The 16,072-nt window shown below is 42.4% G+C and carries 12 protein-coding genes; 5 read left to right on the top strand and 7 right to left on the bottom strand.

Annotated features, from left to right (window positions below; genetic code table 11):
* The first annotated feature begins 264 nt into the window (after nt 1-264).
* Together DABAL43B_RS01735 and DABAL43B_RS01730 are read left to right on the top strand one after the other, a co-directional pair.
* Nucleotides 265-1,320: a type IV pilus twitching motility protein PilT gene (locus DABAL43B_RS01735; RefSeq protein ID WP_079690794.1), complete on the top strand. Its 1,056-nt coding sequence runs from the start codon at nt 265-267 to the stop codon at nt 1,318-1,320.
* Between the two features lie 330 nt (nt 1,321-1,650).
* Nucleotides 1,651-2,772 (top strand): PilT/PilU family type 4a pilus ATPase, encoded by a 1,122-nt coding sequence (locus DABAL43B_RS01730; RefSeq protein ID WP_079690793.1) that lies wholly within the window; start codon nt 1,651-1,653, stop codon nt 2,770-2,772.
* Nucleotides 2,773-2,943: 171 nt separating this feature from the next.
* Here the strand turns inward: DABAL43B_RS01730 and fur are convergent, their stop codons facing one another.
* Complete coding sequence (gene fur / locus DABAL43B_RS01725) at nt 2,944-3,378, bottom strand: ferric iron uptake transcriptional regulator (protein ID WP_079690792.1); 435 nt, start codon at nt 3,376-3,378, stop codon at nt 2,944-2,946.
* A 324-nt stretch (nt 3,379-3,702) separates the two neighbouring features.
* On the opposite strand from fur, the gene DABAL43B_RS01720 reads away from it, so the two are divergent.
* Nucleotides 3,703-4,119, top strand: coding sequence for an outer membrane protein assembly factor BamE (locus DABAL43B_RS01720; RefSeq protein WP_079690791.1), 417 nt, complete (start codon nt 3,703-3,705; stop codon nt 4,117-4,119).
* 25 nt (nt 4,120-4,144) lie between these two features.
* On the opposite strand, the gene DABAL43B_RS01715 is transcribed toward DABAL43B_RS01720, so the two are convergent.
* The 4 genes from DABAL43B_RS01715 to DABAL43B_RS01700 all read right to left on the bottom strand — a co-directional run bounded on the left by DABAL43B_RS01715 (nt 4,145) and on the right by DABAL43B_RS01700 (nt 7,298).
* Complete coding sequence (locus tag DABAL43B_RS01715; RefSeq protein ID WP_079692998.1) at nt 4,145-4,588, bottom strand: RnfH family protein; 444 nt, start codon at nt 4,586-4,588, stop codon at nt 4,145-4,147.
* The gene (locus DABAL43B_RS01710; protein ID WP_079690790.1) at nt 4,576-5,718 is read right to left on the bottom strand and encodes a hypothetical protein; all 1,143 of its coding nucleotides are present in this window, start codon (nt 5,716-5,718) and stop codon (nt 4,576-4,578) included. Before DABAL43B_RS01710 ends, DABAL43B_RS01715 begins: the two co-directional genes overlap by 13 nt.
* Before the next feature lie 251 nt (nt 5,719-5,969).
* Nucleotides 5,970-6,638 carry a c-type cytochrome gene (locus tag DABAL43B_RS01705; protein WP_079692997.1) on the bottom strand — a complete coding sequence of 223 codons (669 nt, stop codon included), beginning with the start codon at nt 6,636-6,638 and terminating at the stop codon, nt 5,970-5,972.
* A gap of 324 nt (nt 6,639-6,962) precedes the next feature.
* Nucleotides 6,963-7,298 carry a c-type cytochrome gene (locus DABAL43B_RS01700; RefSeq protein ID WP_079690789.1) on the bottom strand — a complete coding sequence of 112 codons (336 nt, stop codon included), beginning with the start codon at nt 7,296-7,298 and terminating at the stop codon, nt 6,963-6,965.
* A gap of 387 nt (nt 7,299-7,685) precedes the next feature.
* Here DABAL43B_RS01700 and yihA point away from each other — a divergent pair, with 387 nt between their 5' ends.
* The gene (gene yihA / locus DABAL43B_RS01695) at nt 7,686-8,459 is read left to right on the top strand and encodes a ribosome biogenesis GTP-binding protein YihA/YsxC (RefSeq protein WP_079690788.1); all 774 of its coding nucleotides are present in this window, start codon (nt 7,686-7,688) and stop codon (nt 8,457-8,459) included.
* Nucleotides 8,460-8,553: 94 nt separating this feature from the next.
* On the opposite strand, the gene DABAL43B_RS01690 is transcribed toward yihA, so the two are convergent.
* Nucleotides 8,554-9,264: an HAD-IA family hydrolase gene (locus tag DABAL43B_RS01690; RefSeq protein ID WP_079690787.1), complete on the bottom strand. Its 711-nt coding sequence runs from the start codon at nt 9,262-9,264 to the stop codon at nt 8,554-8,556.
* A gap of 132 nt (nt 9,265-9,396) precedes the next feature.
* Nucleotides 9,397-10,413: an RluA family pseudouridine synthase gene (locus DABAL43B_RS01685; protein ID WP_079690786.1), complete on the bottom strand. Its 1,017-nt coding sequence runs from the start codon at nt 10,411-10,413 to the stop codon at nt 9,397-9,399.
* Nucleotides 10,414-11,641: 1,228 nt separating this feature from the next.
* Here DABAL43B_RS01685 and DABAL43B_RS01680 point away from each other — a divergent pair.
* The gene (locus DABAL43B_RS01680) at nt 11,642-16,012 is read left to right on the top strand and encodes an Rne/Rng family ribonuclease (RefSeq protein WP_079690785.1); all 4,371 of its coding nucleotides are present in this window, start codon (nt 11,642-11,644) and stop codon (nt 16,010-16,012) included.
* Nucleotides 16,013-16,072 lie beyond the last annotated feature (60 nt).

Raw genomic sequence — 16,072 nt, 5'->3', positions numbered from 1 at the left:
ATATTTATTTATCTACATAAAAAATCTTATATAAACTATTTTTGCATTTTATTCAGTCAGTAGATGGTTAAATAGGCGTAGTCTTGTTATGATATTGTTACATGGTTTAACATATGCTGCTAAAAACGATAGCAATAGTAATAATCATAGTCCAGCCTAGCCTATCTTAGAGAGATTGGTTTAAATAATGTCATAGAATCATGCTTATTGCCTGCTTTTATGTTCTTTTGGCTCACCCTCATTTATTGATAGGAACATCCGATTATGGCTGAAAAAAACAATTTAAGCATCGAAGATTTACTACGCTTTACAGTCAAGCATAAAGCCTCAGATTTACATATTTCAGCCGGTATGCCAGCGATGATTCGAGTCGACGGCGAGATGACCCGTATCAATATGCCAGAAATGACTCATCAAGTGGTGCATCAGCTTATCTATGACATCATGAATGATAGGCAGCGTGCCGACTTTGAAGAATTCTTTGAGACGGATTTCTCTTTTGAGATTCCTAATTTAGCGCGTTTTCGGGTAAATGCTTTTAACCAAAATCGCGGTGCGGGCGCAGTCTTTCGTACGATTCCGTCAAAAGTTCTCACCATGGAAGACTTAGGAATGGGTGAAGTCTTCAAACGCGTCTCCGACTTTAAGCGCGGCGTAGTATTAGTGACTGGTCCAACCGGCTCAGGGAAATCTACAACGCTGGCGGCCATGATTGATTATATCAATGAAACCCGTAAAGAGCATATTTTGACCATTGAAGACCCGATTGAATTTGTTCACGAGTCTAAAAAGAGCTTGATCAACCAGCGTGAAGTACACCGTGATACGTTAGGTTTCGATGCAGCACTGCGCTCAGCTTTACGTGAGGATCCCGATGTTATTCTAGTTGGTGAGCTACGTGACCTTGAGACCATACGCTTGGCCCTCACCGCAGCTGAAACTGGTCACTTAGTCTTTGGGACTTTGCACACCAGCTCCGCAGCAAAAACCATTGACCGTGTCATTGACGTATTCCCTGCCGCTGAAAAAGATATGATTCGTGCGATGCTATCGGAGTCGCTACAAGCAGTGATATCCCAGACGCTGTTACGTCGTCAAACTGGTGGACGAATTGCCGCGCATGAGATTATGCTGGGTACGCCCGCTATTCGTAACTTGATACGTGAAAACAAAATTGCCCAAATGTACTCTTCTATCCAAACGGGTGCAGGTGACGGTATGATTACGCTCGATCAAACGCTTAAAAACCTAGTATCAAAAGGCACGATTAGCAAAGACGTCGCACGACCTTATGCTAAGCAGCCTGAGGCCTTTATATAATATTGGTTTATATTATTAGTTATATAGTCGACCCACTCTAAGAGCGATACAGTGTTGCTGGGATATATTTCTCGAAGCCTCTGGAGTGCAAAGCACACAGCAAGCAAGGAAAATTTATCCCAGCAGAATGCTATTTTGAGTGTATCTCTTTTATTTTTAGCTGGTTATAATCTTAGTTTTTATAACCTTGAACTTTGGCAAATAACACAATGACAATGACAGATTTTTGATCGGCTTTATTTTAATGGTCATTATTCGCAATTTTCAAAAGTTTATTGAAGCAAATTTTACTCTACTTATTGCACACTTTATCGAACATATAGGTACGTTATGGACATTGATAAACTTTTACAATTGATGATCAATAAAAATGGCTCCGACCTTTTTATTACTGCGGATGTCGCGCCTTCCATGAAAATAAATGGAAAAATTCTGCCCGTTGGTAAAACGCCTTTAACGGCTGAGCAAACCATGAGGCTGGTCAAAGGTGTGATGACGCCCAGCCAGCAACAAGAGTTTAAAGAGACCAACGAATGCCAGTTTGCGATTACCGATCAAGCCCAGCAAGCACGTTTTCGAGTCAGTGCCTTTATACAACGCGATATGGCAGGGATGATTTTACGGAAAATCGAAAATAAAATCCCGACGGTCGAAGAGCTGCGTCTGCCGCCAGCACTAAAAGAGCTGGCAATGAAAAAACGCGGTATTATTCTATTAGTGGGTGCAACGGGTACCGGTAAATCGACCACCCTTGCAGCGATGATTGGACACCGTAATCAAAACTCTCACGGTCACATTATTACCATCGAAGACCCTATTGAATTTGTACATAAACATCGCGGTTGTATTATTACCCAGCGCGAAGTCGGTATCGATACTCACTCTTTTGAAGCCGGTCTAAAAAATACGCTACGCCAAGCGCCTGATGTTATTTTGATTGGTGAGATTCGCAACCTCGAAGTTATGAGCTATGCAATCCAATATGCAGAAACAGGGCATTTGGTATTTGCGACCTTACACGCCAATAACGCCAACCAAGCGATTGATCGTATCATTCACTTTTTTGAAACCAGCCGCCACAACCAATTGTTTATGGACTTATCTCTTAACTTACAAGCTATTATTGCTCAGCAATTGATTCCAACACCTGACGGTAAAGGACGCCGTGCCGCTATTGAGATTTTATTAAACTCTCAGCTGATTAGTGATTATATCCGTAAAGGCGAAATTCATGAAATCAAAGATGTCATGACGCGCTCACGCGATAGCGGCATGCAAACCTTTGATCAAGCGCTCTTTGATTTATATGAAAATGGTGAGATTACTTATAAAGAAGCAATTCTCCATGCTGACTCTCCTAATGATTTGCGCTTAAAAATTAAACTTAGCAGCAAAAATGGTAACGCTAATTTAGATGAAGGCGCCGATAGTTTGTCGTTAGATATCACTTAACGACTATTTTTCAGCAATATTCATAACGTTTCATACTCACAACATTTCATGCTCACAAAATAAACGCATAAAAAAAGCCCTCATCGTATGTGAGGGCTTCTTTATAGTTTTCTATAATCAGTAGGTGTAAAATAATACAGATAGATAAAAAATATCATCAATTTAAAATGATTACTTAGCGCTGTCTCTACAGGCTTGGTTGTTACAGATACCATAGAGCACCAAGGAATGACCCGATAGCTTAAAGCCTTGTTCTGCCGCTACTTTTATCTGCTCTTCCTCAATTATATTATTATGGAACTCGATAATCTTGCCACAAACATCACAAACCAGATGGTCATGATGCTCTTCTTGGGTAATTTCAAACACTGATAAATTGTTTTCAAAATTATGGCGCTCGACAATACCTGCTTGCTCAAACTGAGTCAATACGCGATAGACGGTCGCTAGACCCACATCTTCGCCTTGTTCAATTAGTGCCTTATACACCTCCTCTGCACTCATATGATGCAGCTCGGCACTCTCGAGCAGCTCTAAAATTTTGATGCGCGGTAATGTTACTTTTAAACCCGCTCTACGTAAATCTTGATTGGTAAAAGAAGCCATAATATCCCTTCTGACTATGAAAGTCTTAGCAAATAAATTCAAAAAACACGAGATAAACAATCGTCAATGGTTAGCAGTTATTGGTTATGAAAAAATTAGAATCATATAGAACTAGCTACTAGTAAGTATATTTCTAACATATCTTTTCTAAAAACAGGACCACAAGTCTATGAATTTAAAATATAAATAATAAATGACGCAAGACATCGTTTGGTAAATAATGTCGTAAGTGGTAGGCAATTGCAAGTAAATGACGTATCATTTATCCAAGATTGTCGGCAAGACCAACATCCACCGTCCTTAGCCGTACCTAACCCATTTTTTATGAGTCATCTTACCATGATAAAGACCTTAAATTTACGTCCGTTAAGCCCTGTAAGCACATTACGCAAGATTGTCATTACCAGCATGCTTAGCGCCTCTGTTGCTATGTCTGGCTGCTCATTACTGAGTGTTTACAAGATTGATTTGCCGCAAGGAACACCCATTACTCAAACGCAAGCGCAAAAACTGCAAGTGGGTATGAATCAAAATCAGGTACTTTATATTCTTGGTAGCCCAGCGATTAAAGACACGCTAGAGCCTAAACGCTGGGATTATATTTATGACTATCAAGCAGGGACAGACGGTCGCCGCAAAGGTATCGCTGATGTTAATAATGCCAGCCAGCATTTAGTTATTTACTTTGATGATAATGGTATAGTCACCCGTATTCAAGGTGTAGAAACACTACCTAAATAATAGCTTTAATAACAAACTTTAGGCGTCAACCTCGAGATTTACTTTTACGCTGAGACATAGGATCAGCGTTTAAGCTTCTATACACCTCTATCCGGTCAAAAGGTTGCAATAGATAGCTGAGTGGCTGCTTTTGCGCATAAATGCCGACGTGCCAACGTTTAGCCGTTGGCGTTACAATATCAGCTACTTCTTCGCACCATTTTTCCAACCCTTCAAACTCTGTCAACCAACCTGCTTGCGCCAATGCCTCATACAAGGTCGTACCATAACTGACTTGTAAGCTTAGATAATGCTGACGCTGTGCCTCTTCAGCATACGCTAAATACACTGTCATCATAGTCGTTTTTTGAAGAGCACCCTGTTGAATAGTACTCTTCTGAATATTACCTTGCTGAGCAGTGCCATGCTGAGAATCAAGCACAGCATCAAGACTATTAACTTGACCTTCATCCGCTATTAGCTTAACCACTGCATCACCCAACCTATCAATGCTAACAGTAGCGCCAGCGGTACAATCAAACGTATTGCGATTCGCCACAAGTTATAAAAAGCTTCATTGCCAAAGTTCAAAGACTTACGCAAATGGCTGATTTTCATCTGCCAACCTGCAAAAATAGACAACAATAACACCGCAATACTACTGATAATAACCAGTATACCCACCAGCCAAATGGTTGGTATGGCAATGACCAATAGCAGCGCTATAGTAAAAGTTAATACCAAGCTTACCAGCAATCCAAATTGATGCGCTAACTGCTGAGTACTATAGTATAGCAAGTAGCTGACCACGAACAGCACGCCAACCCAGTACAATAGCTGACCTATTGGCGGTAGCACCATACCACTGATAAATAAAGCCACCACCCCAACTAATAACTGCAATATCCAAATTGGTAGCACCAGCTTGGTTGCCCGATATTCACTTGCTGCATGAGCGTGAGACGATTTTTGCGCATTATGATTGTCGGCTCCTACCGCAGTTACTGCTTGTTTGGTCACTAGATTTTGACCGAACCAGTATAAGCCTGTACCCGCGCCAACACTGACCAACGCCAATGCAACTGCCCTTGCCCATTCACCTAAGCTGACATTGGTCATCGCAAAAGTAATGTTTGGCAAGCCGTTTGCCAGCCCGAACAGTAAACCAACCAACATTAAACCCAAACCAATCGGTAAAGGCGTCACTCCCAGTAAGCTTAATAACACAGCAATGACCATTAAACCTGCAGCAATCGCAAAGCTTGGGACATCAGGCGCACTATTAAGCTCAGTTAAAGCTGTTAATATGCCAGTGCTTGCACCAGATATGACGAGCGCGGCAATAATGATAGAAACTAAGGCGGCAAGCCAACCAAACCCTCGCCATAGCGAACTGGCATCCGCCTCTCGAGTGAGCTTTTGCATACCAGCCAAAGGAGCTTCTGCACTGCGATAAGCCAATGCTATCTCCGCATAAATGACTGGTAACGAAACCAAAACCATGGCTAGTAGCCACAGTAGCCAAAAATCAATCTCACCGATTGACGCCGGCGCAAACCAGCGAAATAGCAATAACGGTAGCAGCGCTGCGATAAAATAAGAAGCATAGCGAATCATCATAATCTAAATCCAAGCGATTCAAGGTGAATAACATTTAATGATACAGACCAATGATAAATGATAAACGCCACTCGGTCTGTTCATAGTTAGCTTATGTAATATAAAGACCTGCAATTATATAAGGACTGACAGTTATAAAAAAACCCCGAAATCGGGGTTTAATGGCTAAATAATAATATGTGCAGATCAAATGCCTATTCATAGTAAAAATTAGCAATAATATGAATTAGGCAAACTACGTCTATCAAAGATTAATGAATAGCGCTCACATAGTCTGACAAAATACGAATATCGCGATCAGATAGCTTAGAGGCGACGGTTTGCATCATCCCCATCTCGCCCTCTTTCGCTGCATCATTGACACGCTTTTGGTCATCACTATCAATATCGTCTACACGACCAGCAGCACGGAAAAGCTTTAACTGAGTGGCAATATATTCCGCATGTTGTCCGCCTAAACGTGGAAATGCTGCCCAAGCGTTACCCGCTGCATCTGGACCATGACAACCTGCACAACCGATGACACCGCGTGACTTATCACCGCCTAAAAATAGCTTAGTGGCTTCTTGTGTGGTGGCAGGATTACCGAACGCGACACCCCAAGGTTTTTGGCTAGCATAATAACCTGACACGTTCGCTAAGTCTTGCTGAGATAAATTGGCCACTTGCGACTGCATGATGCCGTTTTTACGGTAGCCTGCTTTAAAATTAACCAATTGTTTATATAAGTATTTTACATTTTGACCACCAAGGTTAGGTTGGGCTGGCACAGGGCTCACCCCATCAACACCATGACAAGCAGCACAGACTGTTTCTGCGATTTGTTTGCCGGCATTAAGATCATATTCAGGAACAGTGATAGCAGCTTGTACGCTGAAACTTGCAACACATAAGCTGGCGGCAGCGATTAACTTTTTCATTGATACAAATCCTACTAACTCGATGTAAGCATTATCTAGAGTGATTGCATTATCAAGAGACATCATATTTGCAGAGCCCTTATTTAGCCAGCTAAGCCTTATATTTTGTAGTCTTTGTCACAAGCAGCCCGAAAGCACTTACTAATATCAGGGTTTATTTTGGATTATTATAGCAAGACTTTTTACTATTTGCCTACTTAATCGTAGTATTAGATAGTTTTTCTACTCATAGCCTCAGTGCTTGCTTAATAAAAAATAAAAAGCGCAAAAGGTTCTGTGACCTTGCGCCTTATATTTACTATTTAAGCTTTTGATTTTTACTTACTACTTACTCATATATTCAATAAGCTTGCGATAATCATCATCGCTACAATCTTCGCACAATCCACCCGCTGGCATTTGAATCATGCCGCTTTTAACAGAATTGATCAGCGCTGGCATGCCTTTTTGTTTTATCAGCTGTTGCCACTTGGCACTGTCGCCTTTTTTGATGGCATTCAAAGCGCCACTATCATGACAAGCCGCACAAGAGTCACTATAAGTCGTAGCAATATCCGCTGCACCTGCATTACTTATCATTGCAGTACTGACAATCAGCGCTGCGCCAGTGCTGGCAAGCAAGCGGTAACTGTTAGCAAAAAGTGTGGTAATTGACAACATAGGGCACCTCCTTTCGTTTATGCATTTGCGTAATCAGCGATGCTATTAAACGTATTTTATTGAACCTATCTTCTTAGATATTGTAACAACATATGTCGAATTAATATATATAAATATAGTTTAGCTTTGTTAACCTCATTTAAATAAGGTAGATAACTTCGCTAAGTGCTAGTTCATTTTAGTGGTATGCTCTGATTAATATAAGGCTAATAGCCGTTATTTCAATAACTAAGCGCATTAATAGTATAGAATAGTCGGTAATTTAAAACGCTTATTTTATGAAAGATTGGTTTTTAGTTGCTAGCTGCCAAAGAAGCTACGCTAGTCACTGACCAACTGCAAAAATTTTAACTACCGTATCTATATTTTAACAGTAATGAGTCATTTATGAGTACCCCGTTCAATGATGTCGCCGCGAAGCATGCGGATTTTAATACCAAAGCCCGTCAGCGTATTCAGCAAACTGAATTTATGACGTCAGCGCCGACCTTTCGCCTTTGTCCTGCAGATATAGGGTTAGAGGTGGCATTTGCTGGTCGTTCAAACGCTGGTAAATCTTCAGCCATTAATGCGCTTACCAATCAGCGTCAATTGGCACGCTCGTCTAAAACACCTGGTCGTACGCAGATGATTAACTTTTTTAGTATCGGTGATACCGATAGGCGTTTGGTGGACTTGCCAGGTTATGGCTATGCCGCCGTACCGCTTGAGATGAAAAAAGAATGGCAGGTTGAGCTAGAAGAGTATTTGGTGTCGCGCTCAAGCCTTGCAGGTTTGGTGCTGATGAGCGATATCCGTCATCCATTGAAATTCTTTGATGAGCAAATGCTACGTTGGGCAAATGATGGTAAGCTGCCAGTTCATATCTTGTTGACGAAAGCAGATAAGCTGAAGTATGGTGCCTCTAAAAATGCTTTGCTTAATACTCGTAAACGACTGAAGCAACTGGGTTTGAACTGTAGCATTCAGCTATTTTCAGCATTAAGAAAAGAAGGTCTTGATGAATTAGCAGGCGTTATGGGCAACTGGTATGAGTATCAGCTCGATGCAGACAAAATTATTGAGTCGTCTTTTGCGTTACTAGAAGGCGCTGAGCTAGAAGACGCAATCGAAAAGGATGCGGTCCAACAAAAAGATAGCTCTAAAGAAGAAAGCAAATAAATCTCATAGTATTTAATGAAAAAGGGTTTATCGTTATTAGCGATAAACCCTTTTTTATTATTATTTATTTCTTAACAATTAAATCAATATTTAGTTACGCACACAATAGCTCAGCCAACGCTTGCGGCGTGTCTACTTGATAACTCGGCTGCTGTGCGGCAAGATCGCTACTGCTTGCCGTACCATAATTAACCGCAATACTGGTCATACCCAAACTATTGGCCATTTGAATATCATAAATGCTATCACCGATAAATACCGCATTGGAGATTTGCTGCTCGGTATACTGCAAAATATCCGTCAGCATTTGCGGATCAGGTTTGGAGCCTGATTCATCAGCACAGCGCGTCATAACAAAATAATGATGGCTATTCGAGGCATCCAAGACACGATCCAACCCTTTTCTTTTTTTACCTGTGGCGACAGCAAGCTTACGATTTTTCTGCTGCAAGGTTTGCAGCATATTTTCTATCGGTGCAAAAAACGGCGTACGATGACTGTTAGGGATATAATAATCTGCATAACTTTGCTGAATCGCCTGCTTCTGCACATCGGTTGCTTGCGGATATAAGGTCTCGATACCTTTCATTAAGCTGAGTCCGATAATATCTTTGACTGCTTGATCGGTCGTCGTAAAACCATGCGCCTCGCCCGCCACATGCATAGACTCAACAATTAAGCCAATCGAGTCCATCAGCGTACCATCCCAATCAAATATGATTAATGTCTTATCTGCTAAACCATGCTTGGCAGACAATTGAGAATTTTTGATAGAGGTTATAGTAGTTGTAGATGATTCACTCATGAATTTACCTTAATGAATAGTAACAAATGGCAGATACGAAAACGTCACGGCAGCTTATTGTTGATAATAAGATATCGTGACGTTTAATATTGATGCTTATAGCATTTAGATTGAAACCAAATGACTTAAAGCTTATTTAGGCAGGCTGGTTTTAATATCTTCTGGTATCCAATTGAGCATCTCGTCTGGTAAAGGCGCAGTAATAGTCTCATAACCTGGAATATCTAAGCGCCATGCATGTAAGCACAGACGATGAACGCCAGACTTGTCATGTACGTGGTACTTATCATCGCCTAAGATAGCATGCCCGATATGCGCTAAATGTACACGGATTTGATGCGTGCGTCCGGTCAACGGTTTGGCTTCAATCAAACTGACTGGCTGATCAGCGATTGTAAAGCGACCATGGATAACAATATCTGTCTGGCTTTCTTTGGCTTGTGGATCTTGCGCATCCACCTTGACACGGCGCTCACCGCTGGCAAGCGTATAGCGTAGCAATGGCGCATCGATACGTTGTTCGTTAAGCGCAGGCTGCCCTTTTGCAATACACAAATAATGCTTTTGAATGGTTCTGTCGACCAGATACTGCTGCAATGTTTTAAGCGTCGAGCGTTTCTTAGAAATCATCAGCAAACCTGACGTATCTTTATCAATACGATGTATCAGCTCTAAGTATTTTTTACCCGTTACTTCACGCATGGCTTCAATGACACCAAAATCAAGACCACTACCACCATGAACCGCAATACCTGATGGTTTATTGAGCACTATCAAGCCTTCATCTTCGTAGACCACACGTGCCAACAAGCTCTTGGCAAATTCGGTACTGATGATAGGTTTTTCGCGAGTAGCGAGTACTACTGGCGCAATACGAACCACGTCTTCACGCTGCACTCTGTCATGCGCTTTACAGCGTTTATTATTGACTCGCACCTCATCTGAGCGAATCATTTTGTAGATATGCGGTTTTGGCAAACCCTTTAAGCGATTAAGTAGGAAATTGTCTAAACGCTGGTCATGTTGATGACGCGTGACCTCAAGATAGTTCACCTTGCCAAAGTTACTAATCTCATCGTCAGCACTTTGTGGGCGCGTTTTACTATTAAAGATGGCTGGCGCTTCGTGGATAGGTTCGTCGTTTGTCATTTTCGAGTTCGTCATTTTTAGTTAGGTATTTACACAAAGATTTGCTATAGTTTAGCATGTTGAGCGCCAATACGGCAGAGGCTACGACAATAATTCATTGTTGTTTCAGACAGCGTATCGCTATTTTACGGCTTGCTAATAACTTGCTGGTAAAAATAGTTAGACTATATAACCTGCGAAGGTTGGGCGTTTCATCTAATTTTAAGGGTGTTATAGCAACAGATATACCCTATAATGCCCAATGAATTGTAATAACCATGCTGATACTTATCAGTAAAAAATTATTTATTAGTACAAAACTATTTATTCTTACAAAGCATTTTTTACAGAATATTGTGACAATAGATAGCATCGCCTTAATAAATTTGGCAAAAGCCCTTTTATTAAGTGATAACCATATACCCTTTACTCACTACCCGCATGATAACGACTTGATTTGATAATTTATTATCTAACAGTCCTTTAGCCGCGTGCAGTTGAGCAAGTATGGGTCGTTGAGAGTGCAATTGAGTATTAACACTGTGAATCTCGATAACTGCCTAAGTATTAGTGGTCAAACAGAGGACGATAAGTAGAATAGACATGAGACACCGCGCCGATAAGCCGGTCATTTATTCTGTTTGCCAAGTACGCCCCGCTGATGACTGAAGCAGCAACACTTCGCTTTGAGACGCCCAAGATATTATTAACGTTATATCTAAAAGAACGATAAATAAAGAATGACCAATTGCTTCACCTGAATGGATAACCGCTGAGTAGTACTATTTTATATAATAGTTATTATCGACAGCGATATTATTGCTAGACCTTGATTGATTAATCGTGACAGCACGATGCTTTTTTAGTATCAGTAATACCTTTATAACTCAGTAACTATCCACCGCCGCTATGACAAAGTGCGCTGACCACCAACGTAGATAAAAATACTGATAATAAAAGATCACTAACCTGCTCGTGCATTAATCGTTATGACAAGCCTGCTTATAATAAGATATAGATGCACTATAGCCTTACACTCTATACCCTCTATATTGACGTTACCGCCATTAGCCTCGCTAATGACTTTAGGTCAAAAGCTTTTGAAAAAGCCACTGTGCTTTATTAACGCCATGCTTTACGTTCTACCGTTAATTAACATCCGCTCACGCTAATTCTGTTATTAGCAGCGCTTGCCACTTTGCTCTAAAGCCTGTCTCGTCGTCGTTATGCGTACTCATAGGATACCATTATGAAACGCATTTTGATCAACGCTACCCAAAACGAAGAAATTCGTGTTGCCCTTTGCAAAGGCAACCATCTGTACGATTTCGATTTAGAAAACCGTACCCGCGAACAAAAAAAATCCAACATCTATAAAGGTCATGTGACCCGTGTCGAGCCTTCGCTTGAAGCCGTTTTTGTAGAGTATGGCTCACAGCGTCAAGGCTTTTTGCCGATTCGTGAAATTTCTGCCGAATATTTAAGTGGCAATCCACGTGACGAAAACATCAAAAAACTAATCAAAGAAGGTGACGAGCTCATCGTCCAAGTTGAAAAAGAAGAGCGCGGTAATAAAGGTGCAGCCCTGTCGACTTATGTGTCATTAGCAGGACGTTATCTTGTCTTAATGCCGAACAACCCTCGCGGTGGCGGTATCTCGCGTCAAATCTCAGGTAAATTACGCGAAGATATGAAACGCATGCTAGGCAGTCTTGATTTGCCAAAAGGCATGAGCGTTATCATTCGTACTGCTGGTATTGGTAAGACCCAAGAAGATTTACAACACGATTTAAATCATTTGCTTAATATCTGGCAAGCCATCCAAGAACAAAACCAAAAATATCCATCACCGCGCTTGGTTCATCAAGAAGCGGGCGTGGTTACGCGTGCTGTCCGCGACTATCTACGCGATGATATTGCTGAGATTTGGATCGATAACGAAAACGCCTATATCGAAGCCGCTGGTTTTATCGATGCGGTCATGCCAACACAAGCAGAAAAACTGCGTAAATATACCGATTATGAGCCAATGTTTTCGCGCTTTAATATTGAAAAGCAGATTGAAACCGCTTATCAGCGCGAAGTTCGCTTGCCATCGGGTGGCTCAATCGTTATCGATCAAACTGAAGCGTTAGTTTCTATCGACATCAACTCTGCTAAATCTACCAAAGGCTCAGACGTTGCTGAGACCGCTTATCATACCAATCTAGAAGCGGCTGATGAGATTGCTCGTCAATTACGTCTACGTGATATGGGCGGCCTAATTGTCATTGATTTCATTGATATGAATGACAATAAGCATCAAAAAGAAGTTGAAAAACGTCTGATTGATGCCACTAAATATGACCGTGCCCGTGTACAATTTGGTGATATTTCTAAATTTGGTTTGATGGAGATGAGCCGTCAACGCCTGCGTCCATCACTAGAAGAGTCAACCGGCTATATCTGCCCGCGTTGTCACGGCAACGGTATGATTCGTGACCTGCGTTCATTATCATTATCTATAATGCGTCAGATTGAACAAATCGCGCTTAAAGAACGTCAAGGTGAAGTCCAAGCAGAAGTACCGACTGATATCGCAGCTTTCTTATTAAATGAAAAGCGCGATGCCTTAGTTTATCTAGAGCAAGACAGTGGTACGCGTATCACCATCTTGCCACACGCGCATTTAGAGTCGCCAAACTTTAAACTCCACTTTAACCGCGATGGCTTTGCGCCATCAAGCTATGAGCGTATCACCGATACTCAGCAGCAAGAATATAGCGAGCTTGGCTATAACGTTGATTGGCAAACAGCCGAAAAAGAGCGTCCTGAACAGCAGCCTACCCGCCAACCACGCTCAGTAGCGGACAACAGTACCAGCAGCAGTCAAGCACCGGCTCGTACTAATGCACAACCGAGCACGCCTGAGCAGCAGCAGAATAGCACCAGTCATAGTAATGAGCATCGCAACAATACCAATACCAATACCAATACCAATACCAATACCAACAATGTTTCGTCAGCACGTGCGCCGCAACCACAGAACACCCCAAACGTTGCGACCACTTCTGTTCCAGTAGCGGCTCCATCTGCTAATGTTGCTGCGGCCCAACCGCAAGCAGTCGCTTGGTTGTCTAATTTGTTTGCCCAAGCGCCGCAGGCACAGACTACAAACAGTATCAGTAGCCGTGATGCAGCTGAGGCCATTGAAGCGCTTGTAAATACCGGCGCGCAAAGTCTAGGCTCGTTTGGACAAGTGGATAACAGTGCGTTAAATGATGCTAGTCAAAGCGCATCAGCACCTCAGCAAAACAATAGCCAACCGTCAAACAATAACGGTCAGCGTCAGCAGACACGTCATACCGATAACGCTACTGATGATAGTAATACTGGCGATAGTAGCGACGCTGAAGATAGAAGAAGACGCAAGCCACGCAAATCAAGACCATCTAAGCCACGCCAAAGAAAAGAGCAGGCAGATGAAACTGATAATAGTGCCGCTAACAATACGACTGACAGCAGCCCAATTAGCACTGATGATAAAGCTGACAACCAAGATAAACGTCAGCAGGATAATAGACGCCCTAGTGATCGCAACCGCAACAATCGCCAAGACAACCGTCAAAATGCAAGCGAGCGCAATGTTAGCGAAAGCAATGCCTCTGAAAATGATAGCAATAATAGCAATGAGACCAAAGCCGCAGAAGAGCAAACTCGTGCTAAACGCAAATCAAATAGCCAACGTAGCTCACGCGGCAAACTCGATCGCGGTGAGACGTTAACAACGGCTAAGAGCCAGCAAAGCAACCAACAAAGTAATAAAGATGTTAACGGTAGCAAAACTCAATCCAATGCCCGTCGTAATCAAGATCCTAACGAAGTTGTATTGCAGGTCAATGCAGCTGCCACTGAACTCAAGGCAGCAGAAGTTGTGCACTTGTCTTTAGATGACAGTAAATCTGTACCAGCAACACGTCAGGTGACAGCAAAGCATCATTCAGTAAATGATAGCAATGTCGCTGATACCGCAAAGGAGCGTCAAGAAAACACTGCTCAGCAGCATGCTGATAAGCAGACCGCGGTCGAGCAAAGTATCATTCAGCCGTCATCTGATATAAACAGCGACTCTACTGCTAGTACGCAAAACAGCAGTACGCAAGCCCATGCTGCTGAAAATAGCGATGCTTTAGTAGACGAAGCAAAAGTAGATGAGGTAAAGATAAGCGCTACTGACAACAAAGCGCAAAAACCTGTCTCGACAGACGACAGTAAAGGCGACGATGAAAAACCCTTGGTAGCTGAGCAAGCAACCTCAAAAAGTAGCACTGATAACCAAGCTGACAATGCGGCTCATGAGCAAAAATCAGTAGAGATCAAAGCAGAAGATATCGCGCCAGTAGCGGAAGCTCAAAAGGTAGAAGCTGATGATAACCGCATTGATACTGACCAAGTTGATACTAACCAAGTCGCAATCGATGCTAGTAGCAACAATCACTCAGCGCTTGAGCTTACTCATGACGCGTTGTTTGCTAAACGCTACATTACAGCCGCTAAATTTGGGCAAGCCAGTAATGACCCACGCGTGGTACGTCAACAGCAGGCGCAATCACAAGCTACTCAAGCGTCGCAGATAGATAAGAAAGATGAACAAGCCATTGTGAGCGTACCGACCATTCGTGGTACGGTTGGTGAGTTTATCCGTGCGACTCTACCAGAGGCTGAAAGTCGCTTAGCCGCAGACGGTGTCATTAACTGCTTTAACGCTGCCGTTGCTTTGCATCTAGAGCAGGCACACGTTCAAATCGTGGTAAATGATAAGGTTGCAAACACCAACGACAATCAACGTGCTACTGGCGAAACTGCCAATAACAATTTTGATTTTAGCAACTACGGCTATCAACCATTAGCAGCAGATTATCTCGCACGCTTTGAAGCGATGACACAAGCTGTCAGTCAGTTTGCAGCAACGCAAGGTAAAACAGACGTGGAGCCGCGCACCATCGATAAACGGGCAAGCAACGACCCACGTGGTCAGCATCCTGATTATCAAGAGCCAGTAGTATTGGCTGTTTCTGACGAGCCGATCAACGAATCAGGGCAAGCTGATAGCGAGATTGATGCTCACAAAGTAGAAGCGACGGTGCTGGCAAATCCAGCGCAAGCAGCTGAGGTCAGTACTGAGAGCGAACAACTGCTACAGGTAGAGCAAGCGCTAGAAAAAGTAACCACTGAGCAAACTGAGGTTGAAGTCACTCCTGAGGCTAAAACTACGAAGGATGAAGCTGCTGACGTCAACGATGTGGAAATCGAAGAGACTAACATCAATACTGAAGTCAATGTTGAAGCTGCTGAGGTTAAAGATGCTAACCTCGAGCAAAGCGAAACTGAGCAGCCTACTGAATCAATAGTAGAGCCATCTACGAAAGAGGAAATTCAGGCAGCAAAGTCAAAAACGACGATAGCCAGTTATAAAAATATGATTGAAAACGTGGCCGAGCAACTGCTACCGCAAAAAGGTATGTTTAATTTAACAACCCCTAAGGTGCCAAAGGCTCGCACTCGTAAGCCTAAGGCTGAGCATAAAAAGCCGACGCAAGCTGAAAAATCAGAGTCCGATAATTCAGATAGCGACAGCTAATCGCAGTAAACTAAAGGTAGCCTTAACGATAAAAGCCCCAAAGTTGTCAGCAACTTTGGG

The sequence above is a fragment of the Psychrobacter sp. DAB_AL43B genome, assembly GCF_900168255.1.
Lineage (GTDB): Bacteria > Pseudomonadota > Gammaproteobacteria > Pseudomonadales > Moraxellaceae > Psychrobacter.
The sequence above is the reverse complement of the archived record's forward strand: the minus strand, read 5'-3'. Positions and strand labels throughout refer to the sequence as shown.